The organism is Pseudoalteromonas aurantia (assembly GCF_005886875.1).
In the GTDB taxonomy this organism is placed as follows: Bacteria; Pseudomonadota; Gammaproteobacteria; order Enterobacterales; family Alteromonadaceae; genus Pseudoalteromonas; species Pseudoalteromonas aurantia_A.
The window spans coordinates 32912-53861 of record NZ_PNBY01000012.1 but is presented as its reverse complement, the minus strand read 5'-3'; the positions used below and the strand labels follow the sequence as shown (position 1 = coordinate 53861).

Sequence of the window (20950 nt, the reverse complement as noted above, 5' to 3'; positions counted from 1 at the left end):
TCCTCTTAATTTACAGTAAATGCTTGTGTTTTAACTAAGGTGATCATGGCATCAATATCAGGCTTAAGTAACCTGTCTTCTTCTAATTTTGCGACTTTTGCTCGGATCACTTTTAGGTTTTGCTCAATGAGATCTGAGCATTTATTTGGCCGCCTAAATTCAATTGCTTGTGCCGCATACATCAATTCTATCGCAAATATTTTTTCGATATTGCCCAGTATTTGATTAAGTTTACGCCCAGAAATACTCCCCATTGATACATGATCTTCCTGACCCATTGAAGTAGGAACACTGTCGGCAGATGGTGGAAAACACAGAGACTTGTTCTCAGTAACAAGCGCTGCTGTGGCATACTGTGGGATCATCATGCCTGAATTTAGCCCTCCCGAGCTAGTTAATAACCTTGGTAACCCATGTAAGCCCTCTAGTAACAAATAACAGCGTCTATCTGAAATATTACCTAATTCTGAAGCGGCAATTGACGCATAATCAAGCACCATAGCCAGCGGTTGGCCATGAAAACCACCTCCAGAAATTGCTTCTTCTTCGCTAACAACGATAGGGTTATCTGTCACTGAGTTCATTTCTATCTCAGCCATTTCTTTTAAATGATAATACGCATTTCGTGATGCACCGTGTACCTGCGGAATACAGCGCAGCGAATAAGGGTCTTGAACACGGTCACACCCTTGGTGAGCGGCCATGTTTTCTGATCCGTTGAAAAAGCGACGCATCCTCTTAGCCACTTCAACGTTGCCTTCAAATGCACGGATCTCATGTAGTTCTGCTCTAAATGGAGACTCGCTGCCCTGCATACCTTCAATACTCATTGCACCGGTTACATCGGCTAAATCTAGCAAATAACGCATTTTCGTTAGTGCAGTGATCGCGTGAGACAAAATAAATTGCGTGCCATTGATAAGTGCAAGTCCTTCTTTGGCATGCAACTCTAATGGCTCTAAACCATGTTCGCTTAATAGCGGTGCTGCGGGTACTACTTCACCATTTTGCCAAAATTCGCCCTCACCTATTAGAGGTAGAAATAGATGAGATAAAGGAGCTAGATCTCCTGATGCCCCAACTGAGCCTTGCTCTGGTACCACAGGGATAAGGTCTAAATCAATGAATGCCAACATTCTTTGAATAACATCAAGACGTATGCCCGAAAATCCCTGACTAAGAGCATGGACTTTAGTAATGAGCATTAATTTTGAAATAGGTTTTGCAATTGGGTCACCCACACCAACCGCGTGCGTGATCAAAAGATTCTTTTGCAGTAAATGTGTTTCTTCAGGAGATATTTGTGTATCGCAAAGAGGGCCAAATCCCGTATTAATACCATAAATAGCCTTATCTGAGCTCGCCATTTTATCAACATTTTGGCGACTTTTATTTACCTTGTCTGAGGCTTCTTGACACAAATGCGCTTTTACACTGCCATCGGCAATGGCATTTACGATGTTAACATCTAGGCGATCAATACCATACTTAAACGTCATTTTATTCTCCATATATCATATTCTTGCGTATATATACGCTTATATATTTATTATGCTAACTTGCGCTTGATGTTTTATAAATGCATAATAATCGACATTTATTCCGGATTTATCGAACTAAATAAAAAAAGAGTGCCATGCAAGTTCAAGATGTTGATCTAAGACTCCTAAGGATTTTTGTTGCTATTGTAGAGTGTGGCGGATTATCAGCTGCAGAGTCACGTTTAAATATAGGGCGCTCAACCATTAGCTCCCACCTATCCGATCTGGAAGTCAGGCTAGGTATCAAACTCTGCAAACGCGGCAGAAGCGGCTTCGAACTCACCGAGTCTGGGCGAATTACTTATCAAGCGTCATTGGAACTACTCCAGCAATGCGAAGCCTTTACTACAACCATAGCCAGTTCAAAAAACGAACTATCTGGGCGTGTCACTATCGCAATAATAGATACAATGGTAAGTGATCCTCGGTGTGGCGTTGCTCGTGCAATTTCTGCACTCAAAGCGAAAAGTAACAAACTTCAATTTGATATAAACGTCTGTGAAGCACGTGAAGTTGAAACATCAGTGATCAATGGCCGGTCATTAATTGGGCTTGGCGTAAGCCGCCATCATATTCGTGGATTGGATTACTACCCGCTGCATAACGAGAATAACTATTTATATTGTGCGACCGGTCATCCATTATTTAATTGTCATGACACTGTAATTGAGCAATTTCTTAGCGAAGCTGAAGTCATTACCAGCAACTATATGCGAGATAAAGAAACGCGTAATGACGGCCTTAATTATCAAAACAGTGCTATTGCCTATCATGATGAAGGCATTGCACATTTGATACTATCCGGTGAATTTATCGGTTACTTGCCCGAGCACTATGCAAGCTACTGGGTCGATAAAGGTCTATTTAAGCCTATTTTACCCAACAAGTACTTTTACCAAATACCCGTTGCGCTTATAACTTCAAAGAACAGTATAAGTTCCCCACTGGCAACAGCACTTATTGAAGAAGTTAAACGCTGCCATTGATTAGACGATTATTACGAGGTTTTATTCCAGCGAATAAAACCGCTTACATTTGTGATAAAAAAATGCAAAGCTAATATACTGCGAGCCTCTATTAGAGTGAAACACCAAGCCTTTTGACGGTTGACGTAAGTTATAAACCTTCATCATAGCTTTTATACAAATAGTGATATACATGCGTAGTCACGTGTATAAAAGCCCCATTTAGAGGCTTTTATACACTCATAAGTTACTCAAATTATCAAAATTGATAGCTTAACCCTAGAGATACTTCATCAATATCATTTTCTGATAATGGATAACGCGAATATTGTAAATCAACCCCCACAGAGTCAGAAAGGTTGTATGTAAACCCTAAACCATAATATATGTCTGTTTGCTGATCTTCATATCGTGAATGGAATCGACCATCACGCGTGCTGTCTAGATGGTACTTCCAATCAAATGCGCCTAGAAATACTTTACCTTCAAAGGTGTTATATTTAAACGCATCATAGCCCACTTGTAGCGCAAACCCTTCAGGTAATATTGGTGCAGCACGACTCAAATAGGCCTGCACGGCATCAGGCGAAGATACGTTACCACTAAAGGTTACTCGTCCTTGCCCCAAATCAATATAACGAACACCAATCGTAAACTGAGGCAGTAACTCATAATACAGGCCAGCAGACCAACTATCGCTGCTATCATCAACATTACTGACATTTAAGTTTGTATTTGGTTGGCTATAATCCGCGCTAGATTTACCGACCATTCCTTGTATTGACCAAGAATTTGCAGCCGTAGGGACACTCACCAAACATGTCGTTGAGATCAGCGCAAAACTTGGTAATGCCAGTTTCCTACGGCGAATAACTAATGCAGATATCATGAGTAACAACACTCCTCCCATACTTCCAGATGATTTATTTTCTACAGTAACAGCAGTCAAAGCTTGTACTGTAATGGTCACAACCCCTTGTGATTGCCCACCCTTTTCGTCTTTTAATTGATACGTAATTGTATCTTGCCCTTCAAAGCCTTGTTGCGGTGTATACGTCAATGTATTGTCGACATTGACTTTTACAGTCCCTGTTTGTGCCTGTGCTGATACAACTGATAATACATCTCCATCAGCGTCAAAGTCGTTGGACAGCACATCAATAATCAAGCTACTATCACCCATAACTTGCGCTGAATCAGCGGTTGCAACGGGTGCTGAGTTGCTCGTTAGGGTAACTATTGCAGTACTATTTGACGTTCCACCATTGCCATCTTTAATACTATATTGGATAACAGCAACACCGATTAAATTAACCGGTGGTAAATACACCAATTTATTGTCAATGACATTCACAACCCCAAAATCCACTGTTGCCCCAGTGATAGACAATGTGTCTCCATCAGCATCACTATCGTTTGCTAGCACATCAATGATAATTTCTTGTCCTACCGAGACGTCAACTTCATCAGCAACTGCCTCTGGACGTGCATTTTCTGTAATTGGCACAGCAATACCACCTGGATCAATTACCGTTCTATTCGCCAAGCCATCGTCGTCATTTGGCCCGCCATCTACAATCTGTAACTGAACACACCACGCCCCTTCTGTTAATCCGCTTTGCCAAATACTACTGCCTGGAGGAGGACAAAACCCGGGCTCTCCTTGAGCTGATAAAATTGCATTATTACCAGACGTATCAAAGTCAACCCACTGACCGTCTCTGAGTTTCCGATAAACGCCATTGGCTGGCACTGGGCTTCTTTGTGGAATGACCAAGCTATATGTGTCACCTGATTGCGGTAATCCACTGGCGATAAAATCGAACAAGCCGCCGATGTTTTTCGCAGCTGCGTCTTTTGGCAATTCACTTTCTAACAATTGTATGCCACCAGTACTATTTTCCGATACGGTCGCCCCCTTACGTAAACACACACCAGGGTCACCTTCCACCAAAAATTGCTGTGATTCACTTGCCTGCTCTTGCATCACGTTACAATCACTGATCGCATCTTGGAAATCTGGAATACCATCACCGTCTGAGTCTATATACCCTTCTTGTTCATCAGGTATTAAATCGCCATCAGTATCGTTATTACCCAGCACCAGAAGCTCAGGAATAACCTCTAAATACAAATCCTGCTGAGTTGATAGACTTGGCGATGCATTATCCGCAGCGCTAACCGTAATTTTATAAATACCCGAGGCAAGCTCTTCAGGCGAAAATACAAATTGATTAGCTTGGCTGCTTTGATTAACAAGTGCAGCATCTGCTTGCCATGTTAATGTCACGATATCTGCAGGGTTCGCGTCAAACGTGTCTGCACTCACCGTTACCAATGCTTGATCTGAGGTTAACGTTAAACGCTGTTCACCAGATTGTTCAACCCTGGTTGTTATTGATGGTGCGACATTTTCCTCAATAATAGTCACTGTTGAGGTCGATTTAGCCCCTGTATTTATTAGCCCGCTGTCTAAGCTTATAATGATGGTTTCAGAACCCTCTGAAAGATTATCACCAAAAACGTTAAACGAAATTTGTCCCTGAACACCAGATTCAATGACAAGCTCTCCAGATTCGAGATCATGGTCGTTACCATCCGCCGAGCCACTTACACTATAAGGTATCCTCACAGGGTAAGAGACTGCTGGGCCATTTAGGTAAACGTCAACAGTATGGGTTTTTTCCTCCGCTACCAGACTGTCTTTTTGTAAAGAAATAAGCGGGTTTACAGATACAGATTGTGTCGCGACAGCTTGCTGTCCCTGCTCGTCTGTCGTTTGCCAATAAGCAAGATGCTCCCCTGGTGAGAAAATGGGTTGACCACCCATAAATGAAACAGCTAAAGGATTGCCATTGCTATCTGATGCAATTGCAGTTCCAAGCGCCACTTTTGTGTACAGCCCCGTCGCATTTACTACAACATCAGTAGGAGGCACAATGCTTGGCACATCAACCGCATTAGATGCCGAGAATGTTATATTTGCAGCTGCGGCACTGCGTGCCCCTTGCGAGTCTTCAATCATATACTTAACAATAACAAGACCCTGTGTATTATCACTGCCTGTATATTGTATTTGATTATCTACGACATTAACTTGCCCAATTAATACGCTTGAGCCAATAATCGTTAAAGTTTGATTTTCAATGTCTGAATCATTTTGCAATACATCAAGTAAGTACACATTATTTGGGGCAGGAGTTAGGTTAAATACGTCGTTTTGTGCAACAGGCGCATCGTTTACCGCAGTAACGTTAATTGATACCGTAGACGTGTTTGATGTCAACTCACCATCACTGGCGCTATACGTAAAACTATCAGTACCAAAAAAGTTGGGGATTGGTTGATAGGTAAACAAGCCTGATTGAACCGTGAGAGACCCATTTTGTGGCTGCGTAACAACCGCGATGGTTACAACATCATTGTCACTATCTTCTACAGACGCACTGACCGTCGAGCTAGTGTCTTCATTTAAAGTAATTTGCATATCGCTGGTGGTAGGCGCTGCATTTACCGCTTCCACAGTAATATCAAAACTTTCTAACGAAGCACTCAGCGCCCCATCAGATACACCGATTGTTACCGATGAATAAACGCCGATATCTTCTCTTCTCGGTGTGCCGCTTAAAGAGCCACTCACACTGTCAAAAGAGGCCCATTGTGGCTGGCCAGAAATAGAGAATGTAAGTTCTGTTGAGTCTTCATCACTAGCTTGAGGCGTAAATGAGTAAGTTTCATCTTGTAGTACGCTCAGTGAAGGCGTACCAGTAATTATTGGTGCATCATTCACATTGCGCACTGTCAGTGTAAAGCTTGATAATGTCGCGGTTTGCTGACCATCAGTCACGCTAATAATGATATTGGCATAATCACCCACGTCATCGTTACCCGGTGTGCCACTCAATGTGCCACTCGTTGCGTCAAACGTTGCCCAAGCTGGTTGCCCTGTAATTGAAAAGCTCAGGTTATCTTGATCAGCGTCACTTGCTGTTGGCGTAAAGCTAAATAAAACATCTTCATCTAATTGCGTTGATGGTGTTCCAGAGATAACCGGCGCATCGTTCACACTTGCAATGGTCATCGTGACAGTTGCCGCATTTGATGTTAGGCCTTGCTGATCATCGACGGTATAAGTGAATGAATCTGTGCCAAAGTAATTTGCGACAGCAGTATACGTAATAGCGCCTGCTGCGTTAATCGAGACTTGACCATTACTAGGTTGCAATACTACCTTTACGGAGCTTGCATCTAGTGTACTATCAACATCCGTATCATTACCTAATACGTTCACTTCAAATTGACCATCTTCTTGTAGCTGGGCTGTATTATCTACAGCGACTGGCGCATCGTTCACCGCGGTGATGTTTACCGTCACGGTTGCCGCAGATGAAGCTAGGTTGTCACTGTCTGTCAACGTATAAGTAAATGTCAGTTGTCCATTTTGATTTTCTTTTGGCGTTATATTTAACGAGCCGTCAGTATTAACTGTGACTGTCGCCTCTGTATACTCACCAACACCTTGACCTTTGTTTTCAAGGGTTATATTTGTACCATCAAAACTACTGTCTTCTATATCTGAGTCATTACTCAATATCGCAAGCGTTGTGGCAGTATCTTCATTGGTGGTTACTGTATCGTCCCCTGCGGTAGGCCGGTCGTTTATCGCACCAATATTCACCGTCACTGTCGCGGTATTTGAAACCAGTCCATGAGAATCAGCAATAGTATAGGTGTATGTATCTGTGCCATTTTCATTGGCATTTGGTGTATATACCATGGTGCCATTGGTTTGATTTAAAGCCACAGCCCCTTTTGTTGGTTGGGTAACAAGCGTGATTGCTCCCGATGGATTGGTATCTTCAACATCGCTTGCATTTGACCTCACCGTCAGATCATTCGTCGGTGTATCTTCATTCACCGTTTCTGTAAAGTTTGCTGCAATTGGCGTATCGTTAACCGCATTAAGGATCATCGTAACGGTAGCTTTACTCGATGTTAAACCTGTACTGTCTTTAACGGTATAAGTAAATGTGTCTGCACCGTTTGCATTTGCTGTAGGCGTATAAGTAACAATTCCGTTAGCAATAGTGACAGTTCCCTTCGATGGAGAATCAACAATAGCCGCCGATGCAACGACCATATTATTTTCAGCGTCGGTGTCATTCGCAACCACACTGAATGTAATCGGTGTATCTTCATCAGTAGACGCAGAGTCCGCAACCGCCTGTGGTGCATCTTCAACGGCGTTTATCGTCATCGTAACGGTTTTAGCCTCAGACTGAGCCCCTGATGTATCTTGCACCTTATAAGTAAAACTATCACTATGATTTTCGCTACCACCATGCTGATAATTAAAGCTACCATCACTATTAAATGTCAACGTACCGTATTGAGGATCTGTTACCTTAACCGCAGATAATACATCATTGCTATCGGTATCATCGTCAGTTGCATTACTTAATACACCCTCAGTAGCCGTTTTACTCAATACAGCGCCTTCATTTAGAGTAAAAGTAAAATCATTGCCGACTGGTGCATCATTGGTATTTACTACTTCAAGATTAAATGTCAAAGGATCACTGTCTTCGGTCCCATCAGACACTTTGATTGATATATTACTCGTCGTACCAACATGCTCATCTGCGGGTGTGCCGGTTAATGCCCCCGTATTGGTATCAAACGCAGCCCAACTCGGTTTATTTGTAATTGAGTAAGTATGCGAATCGCCACCGTCAGTATCGGTGAGTGTGGGTGTAAAGCTATATGCAGCATCTTCATTAATCGAAGTGATCAATGTCCCCGAAAGAACAGGCTTGGCATTATAGCGTTTTGTGGTTGTCGCAGTCACCGCCGTTGCTGCATTACCAGCAGTATCACTGACTGTCGCCGATAAGGTAAGGGTCCCTTCATTTAAGTTTGCAACATTGACATTGCTTATTTGTGCTGTGGTCCCTGTGATCGTCGTCGCTGAACTACTGCTTACCGTGTTTGCACCATCACTTATCTGATACACAAAAGAACCTGAGCTTTCCAGCCCTGTCAAGGTAAAGCTTAAAGCCGTTTCATTACTAGCATTAATTAAGCTTTGATCAATAGCGGCTGTATGGCCTGTGGGAGCTATGTTATCTAATGAAATAGTCCCTGTTGCTGAGCTAGAGGTATTCCCTGCACTATCAGCTTGCGTGGCTGTTATCGTGAGAGAGCCATTGTTCAAACTACTAATATCCAGTTCGCTACCTGATAGTGTCCAATTACCACTGGAATCCGCTGTCGTATTTTGACTAACTCCCCCAATATCTACCGTCACTGTCGCACCAGATTCGGCACCACTGCCTTGTACTAATACATGATTGTCTTCGCTGGCATTCACAACCCCATCACCTTCTATTGGAGTAGTGATTGTTAAAGCGCCCGGCGCTGCATTATCCAAGGTAATAGCAGTGGTTGTTGCCGTAGAGGTATTACCCGCTGCATCAGCCTGAGTTACAGATACCGTTAAACTGCCATTATTCAACGCACTAATATCAAGCTCATTGCCCGATAACGTCCAATTCCCACTTGAGTCTGCTGTTGTTGTTTTACTCACACCACCAATATCTATCGAAACTGATGCACCTGACTCCGCGCCACTGCCCTGAACCAATACATCATTATCTTCACTTGCATTAACAATACCATCCCCTTCTATCGGTGTAGTAATCGTCACTGCACTGGGGCTTTGATTATCTAGCGTAATGGAGGTTGTGTCAGCAGTCGACGTATTACCCGCAATATCAGTTTGAGTCACTGATACTGTTAAACTGCCGTTATTGAGCGCACTGATGTCTAATTCATTGCCTAACAGAGTCCAATTTCCGCTTGAATCTGCCGTCGTACTCTGACTCACACCATCAATATTAACTACAACCGTAGCACCAGACTCTGCACCACGACCTTGAATTAACACATCGTTATCCTCGGCTGCGTTAACGATGTTATCTGTTTCAATCGGTGTTGTAATACTGGGTATGCTCACACTGGTATCAATTGTAATAGAAAGTGCACTTGAGGCACTGCTATTATTACCCGCCTGATCCGTCGCAATAACCGTGATAGAATGGGTGTTTGCAGACATCGCAGATGTTGGTGTAAAGCTCCAGCTTCCTCCCGCAGGCACAACGATAGATCCTAGCACGCCATCTTTATCTGAGGTAAATGTTATGGTGTCTCCAGCTGTCGCCGTTCCCTCTATGGTTGGTGTGGTATCTGAAGTAATATTATCTGTATTTGAACTCCCTGTATCACTTGCACTGTTTAAATCTGGGGTACTTGGTACACTTGGAGCTGTTGTATCTAATGTGACACTAAAACCCGTTGAAGTTGACGATGTATTGTTACTAGCATCCGTTGCTGTCGCGGTGATCGTGTGTAATGTGTTAGATGTTAGCGTACTTGTTGTTATCTCCCATGTACCACCGGTTGCGGTACCTGTTCCAATTACAGTTCCACCAGATACACTACTATACAACTTAACCGTAGCCCCTGCTTCTGCTGTTCCAGTCAATGTCAGCGTTGTATCATTAGTGTAATTATCTGTGTTTGAAGCCCCGCTGTCTGACGCTGCATTCAAATCAAGAGATATTGGCGCATTAGGTGCTACATCATCGCTGACAGTTACAGTAAACGATTCTTGAAATGAAGAGGTACCATCGTGAGATTGTACACAAACAATATAGCTACCAGCACTCATCGCAGCCTGCGTTTCTAATAAACTGCCATTAATTTGGAAGCTGGAGTTACCACTGTTAGCAGTACATGTGCCATTGGTAGATGTGCCCGCATCAACTAACGTGTAAGTATGGCTGTTGTCATCCACATCTGTGGTACTTAACGTGCCAACATCTGCCCCCACACTGGTATTTGATTGAGCCATACTTGATGAGGTTAAAGCAATATCTGTTGGCGCATCATCTACCGCAGTAATTGTCACAACGGCTTGGTTTGTACCTGAACTGTCAGACGTACCATCATTAAAGGTGTAATCTAACGTCACGCTACTTGACGGGTCTTCAGACGTATTCGCATAAGTAAGTGATGAAATAACCGAATCAACAATACTTGACGTTGCACTGCTATTAAATGTGAGTTTAATGGTGCCTGCAGAATTGGTCGTTACAGTGCCCACTGACACACTATTATAAGTAAAGCTGTTGCCTTGCGTTAATGTTCCTAATAAGCCCGTGTTAGCAAATACATCGGCACTATTTGCCCCCCCATTTCTTGCTATGGTCAAACTGGCGTTATTATAATCCCCTGTATTGCCATTAAGCGCATCAAGTTCAGTATCAGCAACGGTGACATCACTATCTATCGTTACTGCGCTGCCGTTTTCTGTGTATGTAGCCCCTCCATTGAGTGAAGAGAAAACAGGCGCATCATTACTAGCAATAAAGGTGATCACCGTATTAGCGCCGCTATCCGCAACTGTAAATGCTAAACCCGCTGAGGGTGCGTTTGTCAGTGAAAGTGACAACTCGGATATATTAAAGTCAGTTGCATCTGTATCAATTTCTAATGTACTTGAGCCATTAAAACGTACGTTGTTAGTCGATAACCCAGTCACACCGGTTAACGTGATCATATCTCCAACTGCTAAATCTGTGATGGTATCACCCGAGAGGTCAGACACACCGCCTATGAAGTTGTCATTCCCCCCGTTCCCTGTCATTGCATCTGTGCCACCACCAGGACGGATAGTGTCGGCACCAGAGCCACCAATATAAGTATCCGCACCATTAAAGTCGGTGGCTGATATAGTTAATACATCACCGCTAAGCGCACTCGCATTCAACGTAATGGCTCCGGTAATTGCACTACCTGTTAAATTGGTTATATCAACCGTGCCGCCATCTGAAGCAAAGTTATCTGTTAAAGTAAGCGTAAAGTTACTGTTAGTGCCTACAGTGATACCTTCAACTGACGACACGGATGTTCCACTAAAATCAAACGTCCCACCATCCATGACCTTTAGTATTTCGCTCCCAGCGCCACCAGTTATCGATGTACTAAAATTACCAATATTAGCAGCATCAATGGCAACGGTTGCACCGCTACTTAAGCTCAGAGTACCTATATTAAAGTAGCTACCACCCGAGACATCTGCGCCATTAGAAGCTGAAAGAATATCTGTTTGAGTTGCGTCACCGGTCAGTGTGCCTGTATAGGCACTTGAGCCAATATCAAATGTGATTGCATCAGTTGATGAATTAGCGGTCACATTCGTCGACCCATTACTCACAGTAACAGTTCGGGTATTGGTACTGTCATCCCCAATAGTATACGACTCTACCGACGAATAAGTGGTTAAGTTACCATCCCCACTGATAATAATTGTCTCAGAGCCTGGCGCCGTAATTATGCCACCAAACGCGTTGTGTTGACTTGCCGTCATAGTCACTGAGGCGCCCGACGCTACAGTGAGGTTATTCACATTAGAAATAGACCCTGCTGATATATCCGCACCACTGCTTAAGCTGAGCGTATCTGCAACGGTATTGTCACCTGTAATAGTGCCGGTAAACGCAAGCGTGCCTAAGTCAAACGTAATGGCATCAGTCGCTGAGGTTGCTGTAACAGAATGCCCAGTACTGGTAACAGTCACCGACCGAGCATTCGTACTGTCATCATTTAAGGTATAATTCTCAATAGCAGATACGGTGCTCACATTGCCATCACCAGCAACAGATACTGTTTCTGTCCCGCTGCCAGATACCGCTCCAGTAAAACTAGACAGTTGGGCTGCATTAATTGTTACAGTACCACCAGCTGCAACCGATAAATTCTCAAAGCCACTGACTGTCGCACCCGATATGTTTCCGCCGTTGGTAACAACCAATGTGTCTGTGCCACTTCCACCCGCTAAAGTCCCCGTCGCACTCAGTGCATTCACATTAACCGTGTCATCGTTACCACTCCCTGTTAGGTTTTGTGACGCGCTGCCTAACGTAAATGTATTCGCTGTACTCAACACATACGTTTCAACCGCACTGTTCCCTGTTAAGCCATCGGTCGCTGAGCTTAGGGTAATTGAATCAGTGCCGCTTGCAGTGACCGTTGAAAAGCCATCGTGTTGCGCTTCCGTCATTGTGACCGATGCGCCACCGCTCAATGTTAAAGACTCGAACGCGCTGACTGTTGCATTGCTGATATTAGCCCCTGAGCTCATTTGCAGCACATCGGTATCGCCACCACCAGCAAGCGTCCCCGTAACACTTAACCCTGCAATATTAACGGTATCTGCACTACTACTACCGGTAATATTTTGCGCTGCACCAGATAAGGTAATGTTAAAACCAGCATTAAGAATATATGTTTCTATGTCTGCATCAGCAGTTACCGTACTATCGTCATCGGCACTTGCCAACGTAAACGTATTTGTTCCGCTAGCATTTATGGTTGTAAACGTATCGTGTTGAGACTCACTGAGCGTTAATGAGCCGTTGTTATAAGTCGAAAGCGTTTCAAAGGTGGTCAAACTGGCAAATTGCGTCAGATCACTGCCATCTATTACAACAATTTCATCTGTCCCACCCCCACCTTGCGCGGTTGATCCTGCAATATGACTCGCGGATGCTATGGTAAGTGTTTCATTGTCACCACTAAATGTTATAGCAGGGCTTAGGTTTGCGCCCGATGTGGTGTTAAATGATGCTGCGGAAGTAATGGCCGCGGTTAGATTGGCCACACTAATCACAGCAGTGCGTGTATCACTATTATCGGTACCATCGTTAACCACGACAGTGACCGTTCGCGAGGTGGTATTAGGCGTTGAGCTGGTATTATTATAAGTCACCGCTTGTAAAAATGTCGCCACTTCAGCCGTTGTAGCTGTTGCACCTGTTATAGAGAGTGTATCTTGCAGTGAAATATCTGAAGCGCCACTTATCCCTGTCAGTGCATTTTGCGCACTTGCAGAAACATTAAGTCCTTCCGATGCGCCATCTTGATCATTCGTGAGACTCACTGTAATCGTTGTGATTGTATCTGTATCAGTAACCGTTGGGCTGGTAATAATACTGACATCCCCAGACCCCTCAGAAAATGACGCGGTTGTATCATTACCCGATATACCACTATTTAAATCAACCACAGGCGCATCGTTTGCATTGCAAGAATCAACAACCGTGCCAGAAAAAAGCCCAGTGCAGCTAAAGGCAGATGCAACCAATTGACAAGTTCCATTCGGTAACAAACAAGAGACACCCGCGGCAAATACCTTTCGCATTAATAAATCACTATCAGCTTGTGTACTCTCGCCTGATACAATCGTTACTCGTTGAGTACTCGGTTTGAGTAACCCTTGCGCGTTCAAAAAGCTTAATGTACTGCGTACGTCGGAACTTGAATTATTCTTTCTTTCACTTGTTACTCTACCGAAGGGATTAAATGGATTACTATTCGCGGTATCAACTCTCTCAGTTACGGCCTCCATGTGCTCTGTGCCATACAAATGCTGACTATTTGAAGGGTCGTTTACTGTATCAGCATACGCACCACTGGCAATCAAGGATGGTACAGCGAGTGCCAAAATGCTTTTGTTAAGACTTGTACGTTCCATGATTATTACTCCTGACAAATTTCAAAAATGAAACTAGATAGTGCGTCTGAGCTTTGAAGCACCTCGGGTGCAGTGCTATTGGTGACAATTGCAATATCGTAAATTTGTTTTACATCCCCTGAAAAAATTAAACTGCTGATTACTTTCCCTGTATTAATATCTAACAGCCAAATGCCACACTGGTTTTCCTCTAACAGCCTTTCGTTTCCTGTAAAGTTCATTTTTCCGTCGGATGTACGCAGTGTGCTTGTGCCCACAACCATTAAATCACCAAAGAATGTCATCCCTCTCGTGAAGCCTGGAAGCTCAGCCAAAACACGTGTAGTGCCTGTTTTTGTGTCGTACACATGAATAGCCCCATCGCCAGATGCACAGTAATAGACTTTCCCCAAATGACACCTCGGTGAATGCGGCATTGAGATCTGCGATTTAATAACTTTATTTTCGAGTACATCAATAAGTACCCCATTACTGCCTAACTCGTCTCGCCACCCTTCTTCTGTATTCGATTGACTAAAGGCAGTCGCATAACGAGGAGCACCATCGAGCATGGCCATGCCATTTAAATGGCATCGGTTGTCAGGCTTTAATTCAGAAATAAATGAAGGCTTCCAAGCTGAAATAAAACTATAGTCAGGGCTGAGCTTGCACAAACATGAAAATACTGAATTAACCACCCATAGCCCTTCGTTACCCCAAGCTATATCATGGGTATTAATCAAGCCTGTCGACAAACTGGCCCTTTCAACGAACAAGCTATCTGCTGATTTGACACTTTGAACTTGTTCATCCAATTCGCGCCTAAACTGAGTCAGTTCTTTAAGCTCAGTATCTTGTAACTTGCTTGGCAGCGCTTCATAATTATCAAACTCACCGTTCACAATTGCCCTGTGCCCGTTTTTAGATTTTTTAAAATCAATCACTTGGTTTAATGTACTCAGAGTGACCCGGTTATCATCGGCATAAAGCCCCATGGGCCTTGGAAACGCTTTTAGTTTTGTTTCAAGCTTGCCACTTTTTGGTCGCACTACAATAAGCCTTTGCGAGTGATAACTGGTAGCCAGCAATGAAATACCGAGCTGAGACAATATTTCTGGTAAGTTATCACTGTAGGTGCTACTAAAATCTAAATTTTCAGTTTTACAATTCCCACTCGGATTTGATGTACTCAAAATCATATTCTCCGTTATTCATTTAGTACTTTTTTCTAGTAATGGCCTTTGCTGCTTTCTTTAGCTCTGCCTTTTAATAAGCTACGTACTGATTTTATGTGCTCAACTAAATGTGATTGGCTTAATGACCGCGCGACACCACATACTCTTAACTGCCCAATAATGCCAGAGACAATCGCAGCAGATGAGAAGGTAACTCCGAAATCGGTATATCCACCCAGCGACGTCTACCTCACTGATGAAGGCGCATAATAATCAACGCAGTTACCATAGTTGGAGAACCCTGCTAGATATTGTCGACGTGATACAAAAACAATATCCACACTTCCTATGCAATAATGAGAGATACAGATTCATTAACTAAACCCTGTGCATCTACACATCAATTTCGTGGCGGATAAATTCCATCTAGTGCAATACAAAAATTAAGTGCCAATGCGGGTTGCATATTCTCATGAGGTTGACCAGCCCCCGCGATAGAAAGACTCGAGCTACTCATTAAACCGACATCATTATCAAGTGGGGCGGTATACCGCAACACGCCACCACCTGTGGCATTATCGAGTGCCAACTTATTATTGCTTGGTTCCCCTGTATCACCTGCTTGCAGCACACCCGAAATACGGTGTGTATGCTCAGGTAACTGAGACTCGACCAAAGCTTCTTTAGTAGATCCGCCAAAATAAGAAAATGGCCGCAAGGATAACCCAGGGGCTTGACCTGCATGCATAGGCGCACGGCCTGCTAAATTGGGAAGGCCAAATGATGTTCTACCGTCCCCCCCAAAATTAGACCCTAATAAACTAAATAAAGCAGGCATTTGTCCAATGCTTACAATTTGGCCACAGCAACATGACCAATTTCGAGGACTGAATGTCGCGCCAAAAATACGAATTTCTCCAATAAATGGAACTGCCATTTCTTATTCTCCTCTAGTTTCTTGATGGAAAAATGCCTTGCAGGCAAATGACAAAATGGATGGCCAAGTAAGGCATCATATTATTATGAGGCATGTTACCTCCTGCTGACTCGACCGCTTCTTCACTCAACGCTTGCACAGTTCTTACTACGGCACCGTTTAGATACGCAGTTTCATTTTGTGGGCTTTTTGCAAGCACATTACCGATTGCAGAAGATGTATTTGCACTGTTAGTACTTGCCTGCAGAGTATGAGTATGCGCAGGGATTTGACTCATTTGTAAGGTAACCTCCTCTACACCCGTTTTAGCTGCAATTGGATAGTTTTGTAAGCCCGGCCCTTGACCAAAATGTACAGGTATACGACCCCTCATATCAGGTAGCGCAAATGATGAGCGTCCATCTCCCCCGTATTGCGTCCCTATAAGCGCAAACAAAGGTTGGTTCTGATATATCGCCATCGTGGCGCCATCACACATTGCCCATTGCCGCGGTGCAAAGGTCGTGGCCATCATTTTTATTTCACCTATAAATGATTCAGACATGCTGTCTCCTTATTAATTTCTTGATGGGAAAATACCGTCAAGCGCCATGCAAAAGTTCAGCGCTAACAAAGGCTGAATATTCGTATGGGGCTGACTTCCCCCCGCGCTAGAAACAACATCTTGCGCCAGTCCGGTTAAATTTTCAGAACTGCTGTACATGAAAGGCTCAGGTCCGTTAAAAGCATCCTTTGAATTAGAAAACACTCTATCGGTAAAAGTAGGGTTATTTATTGCCTCAGTTGTAGTCGCTTGTACACCGTGGGAATGGCCAGCCATTTCAGCAATACTGATCGTGACGTTTTCCACGCCATACTGTTCACCTGCTTGAAATAGCCTGCCAGGCTCACTTCTCAGAGCGCCTTCTCCAATTGGCGTCCGCCCTCGTAGGTCCGGTAATTTAAATGTACTCCTCCCATCGCCTCCAAATTGCGTTCCAATTAATGCAAACAATGCCCCATTTTGAGAAATTTGAATCACCTGACCATTACACAATGCCCAATCTTTTGGGGCAAAATTGAATGCGAATGGTCGAATTTCACACGTAAAGGGGTCAGCCATAAAAATCTCCTTACTCACTTAATTAAACGGATAATTTACTTTATTCATTGACTTAACACGCCAATTACCTCTTTTGAGCAATATGTATCTCATACTCAGTCTCACTATTTGGCGATAGAAACAATTCAGCTTCACCGAATGCCTCGTGAACGAGCCTATAGGTACCTTGGCCTAGAGGATCATTAGCTTTGCCGTTTAACAGCACCCTAAACGCATTCCACTCGTCTCCATCAAGCTTTGATTTTTGAACTGATGATATATCCAGCTCTACCTCACCATTTTGACCCACAACTTTTAAAGATGTACCTTGTGCACTTTTAAGATTGTCAAACGTGAACTTTTCCATATTCGCCCCTCTTTTAAATTTCACCTTAGTCACACACCACTCATTACCTTCACTGGGTGCGGGTACCACGCCATAAGTTCATATGGCGGGCTTATTGATTCAACTTGAAACCCTAAACGCACATACAATTGCTTAGCTGCATAATTATGTTGTTCAACGGTAAGTGTTAAAGGCGCACCTGACTGCAACGCAGCACTTTGAAATGATTGAATTATTGCCGAGCCAAAGCCATGCCCTCTGGCACTTGGTAAAAAGCCAATGTCGATGATTCGAATTTCGTTTGGCCCAAAATCGATTGTTGCTTTACCTATTGCTTCATGGTGTTTTTCAATAATAAAGTACATTGCATTGGGAAACTTGTCCCCATATCCTTGGGTTTGAGCCCGAAATTGCAATTCCACAATTGACTCAACAAAATCTTTTTCACCATCTATTAGCTGTAAATCTTGGCGCATCGAATGGTGCAGCTTTTCTAAAAAAGGTTGATCTGCTGTATTTGAGGGTCTTATATTGAGCCCTTTTGGAATATTAAATTTCATTACCTCGCTATCTCCTTAACGGATTTTTCACAGCAATATGTTTTTTCTTTTGATGCCATAATTAATTTAAATAGCCACTCATTAACATTGCAATCTACAACAAGGTTAACTCTTGGCGTATCACCACTGTTTTGCACTGAATGCACAGCATCAGCATTAATGTACCAAACACTGTTTGCTTCCATAGGAACAGACACACCGTCTACTTTGAATTGAACGTCAGGAGAGATTTCTAAAGGGATATGAATACGTGCTTGTGATGAGGCTTCAATACTAAGCCCTGTATCTCGATGGGGCTTAATAGATGAATAAGCATGCAAACGCATCAGACGTACAGACAAAACGTTACATTCGAACCGATCTATAAGGGCCCTAATAGAGGGCAAACGTTTCAAATACTGACTTTCTACCCAAGGGGTTTCACAATTGAGTGAAAATGCTTGTAAAATGATATGGTTATTTAAGTGTTCTTGAGGAATTATTAAAGGCAATACATCCCATCCACCTTGATAGCACTTTGTATTTACGTGGCTTATCCATTCGTGAGACCTAGCCTCCTCAAGGTCGCCAGAAAAATCCAACGCTGTCATCGACAAATCTAATTTTGCAAATGCCAACACTGGTTCAGACATGTAACTTCCTTTTACCACACAATTAAAAAATGTAAAAACCTCTCCACAATTAGTCCATAGTTTTACGCTAGCGCTAATTGCTTTAAAATAAATAATTACATAAAAATCTCTAATTCCAAATTACAGCACATTACACCAACATTATTATTCTATATTCACATGCTTATCCACTACATATCGATTAATATAGTGCCAACACGATTAGAAGCCCGTATGTCAAATAATGCGCTTGCGTCTTCGTCAGACCCTTCATAATAAGAGCGCTGAACAATCACTGCATTTATGTCAGATAACACCTCTATGACTTCGTCTGGATACAGGTGCTCTTGTTCAATCCCCACACTAAAAAACGGGAGAGATTTAATTTTTTCAAGGGTTAAGTGACGGTTGTTTACATTGACCGCTAATGCCATTTCCCATATTGAAACAGTATGCACTACTAAATTTAAAGGGTCAGAGCTATCTATGTGTAAAGTAAAATCATATCTCCCAGCATGTACGTCATCTATATATCGCCGGTAAGGTAGCTCTGAAAATGAGGCGGTAATGTTTGCATTACCCAACGCAGATTTGAGTATATCGACTTGAATGCCTTTCGCGCCGACTTCAGGTTCCACAATGCTAAATGGTCACCACCGTGAAAAGCAAAAACGATATTCTTCGCTTTGTGCATACGCATTGCTTTGATATAACCATAGCAGTGCAATTAGCCTTCTCATTAGTCACATCCAAACTTATCTTGTAACTTAACTAAGCATAATTAGTTTTAGGTCAGGTGCAACCTAGGCCGATGATATTTTCGGGAGAATTTGAACTGCCAAAAAACACATCGCAATCGCACAAGACATCATAAACCATAATTTTGCATACTTGCTCTGTTGACAAGCATTGTAATAACACTGAGTTGGGTGTTCTGGGTCGATTAATATAAAAGTCGCTTCATTTAACTGAAAAGAACGAGTAAGCTGCTCTCTGTAAGCTGTTTGGCACGTGTAAGACTCGCCCATAAACATAAACTCAACCAATAAACTCGGCTCTGCAAGTATTTCAATTGGCCCTGCTTTGTGCTGTTTAATTTTAACTAACTTAGTCACCTGAACTTGACGCCACACCCGCTTTTTCAAACGCTTCCTCTTCGCTTGCCAAAACAGTAACGAGGTTAACACCAGCATCACGATTACTAACGTGAGTACCCAGTTCATAATACCAGCCTATAAACCAACTGAGCAGTCAACAGATCACTTAGCGCCATCCCGACCGACTTAAAAACACTGATATCTTCAGGCATTCGGGTAAAATTAAGCCGGTGCAGTTCACTGAGTTCACCTATAATATGTGACTTTGCAATTGCCCCTTCAGAAATAGGTAATAACACTTCACCTGCCTCATTGAGGACATTGACTCTACTATCAACAAATAACTTCGCACGGCAAATAGTAACTGTGTCGCACTCTCTTGCATCCTCGTGATGATTACCAATTAAATCAACATGACACCCAGGCTTTAACCAACTTCCCTCAAATAAAGGCGAATGTGATCCAGTGGCACAGCTAACAATGTCCGCACTACGTAAAGTCGCTTCGTCAGCAACGCCCACACAAAATTCAATATGTGTAAACTTACTTGCTAAGGTGTGTAGCAACGATGTTGCTTTATCTTTATTGCGTGCAACCAAGGTGACTTTATTTAATGCTCTTACGCTAATATGCGCCTCTATTACGTAAAGAGCCAAATTACCCGAGCCAAAAAACACGAGGTGACGACTATCGATGCGCGACAAATACGCAGAAGCCAATGCAGACACACCCGCAGTTCTCCACAGGGTTACACTCGTTCCGTCAATCAAAGCAAGCGGTTCACCATGGGTACGGTCAAACAACATTATTTTTGAGTAAAGACTTTTAAATCCACTGTCTACATTATTCGGAAAGTACGTAAACGATTTTACCGAGATCACTTCATCATTCCATGCCGGAAGAACCGCAAATGCATCATGGTTATTTTCACATTCACTGAGTGAAAATACTTGTCGAGGTGGCGTACCAGCAGGTTGAGACAGTCCAACTTTCAATGCAGCTATAACAGCATCAAAATGTAAGTTGCTATGTACTTGTTGCTCTGAAATTATATGCATTTAC

Annotated in this window: 13 protein-coding genes; 1 reads left to right on the top strand and 12 read right to left on the bottom strand. The window is 43.0% G+C overall.

The features are described from left to right. Window positions 1-5 precede the first annotated feature (5 nt). A complete protein-coding gene (hutH, locus tag CWC18_RS02685) occupies window positions 6-1499 on the bottom strand; it encodes a histidine ammonia-lyase (RefSeq protein ID WP_138591283.1) in 1494 nt (497 codons plus the stop codon). A 137-nt stretch (window positions 1500-1636) separates the two neighbouring features. Between hutH and CWC18_RS02680 the strand changes: the two genes are divergently transcribed. After that, window positions 1637-2527: a LysR family transcriptional regulator gene (locus CWC18_RS02680; RefSeq protein WP_138591282.1), complete on the top strand. Its 891-nt coding sequence runs from the start codon at window positions 1637-1639 to the stop codon at window positions 2525-2527. Window positions 2528-2765: 238 nt separating this feature from the next. Here the strand turns inward: CWC18_RS02680 and CWC18_RS02675 are convergent, their stop codons facing one another. From CWC18_RS02675 to CWC18_RS02625, 11 genes are all read right to left on the bottom strand, one after another. Next, complete coding sequence (locus tag CWC18_RS02675) at window positions 2766-14102, bottom strand: tandem-95 repeat protein (RefSeq protein ID WP_138674645.1); 11337 nt, start codon at window positions 14100-14102, stop codon at window positions 2766-2768. Window positions 14103-14107: 5 nt separating this feature from the next. Beyond that, the gene (locus tag CWC18_RS02670) at window positions 14108-15280 is read right to left on the bottom strand and encodes a TIGR03032 family protein (protein WP_138674644.1); all 1173 of its coding nucleotides are present in this window, start codon (window positions 15278-15280) and stop codon (window positions 14108-14110) included. A gap of 376 nt (window positions 15281-15656) precedes the next feature. After that, window positions 15657-16193, bottom strand: coding sequence for a phage tail protein (locus CWC18_RS02665; protein ID WP_138591279.1), 537 nt, complete (start codon window positions 16191-16193; stop codon window positions 15657-15659). A gap of 13 nt (window positions 16194-16206) precedes the next feature. Further along, on the bottom strand, window positions 16207-16737 hold the full coding sequence (locus CWC18_RS02660; protein ID WP_138591278.1) for a phage tail protein: 531 nt from the start codon (window positions 16735-16737) through the stop codon (window positions 16207-16209). Window positions 16738-16749: 12 nt separating this feature from the next. Continuing rightward, window positions 16750-17295, bottom strand: a complete 546-nt coding sequence (locus CWC18_RS02655; protein ID WP_138674643.1) for a phage tail protein — start codon at window positions 17293-17295, stop codon at window positions 16750-16752. A 64-nt stretch (window positions 17296-17359) separates the two neighbouring features. Further along, on the bottom strand, window positions 17360-17641 hold the full coding sequence (locus tag CWC18_RS02650; protein WP_138591276.1) for a DUF6916 family protein: 282 nt from the start codon (window positions 17639-17641) through the stop codon (window positions 17360-17362). A 29-nt stretch (window positions 17642-17670) separates the two neighbouring features. After that, complete coding sequence (locus CWC18_RS02645) at window positions 17671-18180, bottom strand: GNAT family N-acetyltransferase (protein ID WP_138591275.1); 510 nt, start codon at window positions 18178-18180, stop codon at window positions 17671-17673. Continuing rightward, window positions 18180-18812 carry an aspartyl/asparaginyl beta-hydroxylase domain-containing protein gene (locus CWC18_RS02640; protein ID WP_138591274.1) on the bottom strand — a complete coding sequence of 211 codons (633 nt, stop codon included), beginning with the start codon at window positions 18810-18812 and terminating at the stop codon, window positions 18180-18182. The genes CWC18_RS02645 and CWC18_RS02640 overlap by 1 nt, the downstream gene beginning before the upstream one ends. A gap of 170 nt (window positions 18813-18982) precedes the next feature. After that, window positions 18983-19429, bottom strand: a complete 447-nt coding sequence (locus tag CWC18_RS02635; protein WP_138591273.1) for a hypothetical protein — start codon at window positions 19427-19429, stop codon at window positions 18983-18985. A 165-nt stretch (window positions 19430-19594) separates the two neighbouring features. Further along, window positions 19595-20014, bottom strand: a complete 420-nt coding sequence (locus CWC18_RS02630; RefSeq protein WP_138591272.1) for a hypothetical protein — start codon at window positions 20012-20014, stop codon at window positions 19595-19597. Continuing rightward, the gene (locus CWC18_RS02625) at window positions 20011-20946 is read right to left on the bottom strand and encodes an ornithine cyclodeaminase family protein (protein WP_138674642.1); all 936 of its coding nucleotides are present in this window, start codon (window positions 20944-20946) and stop codon (window positions 20011-20013) included. Before CWC18_RS02625 ends, CWC18_RS02630 begins: the two co-directional genes overlap by 4 nt. Window positions 20947-20950 lie beyond the last annotated feature (4 nt).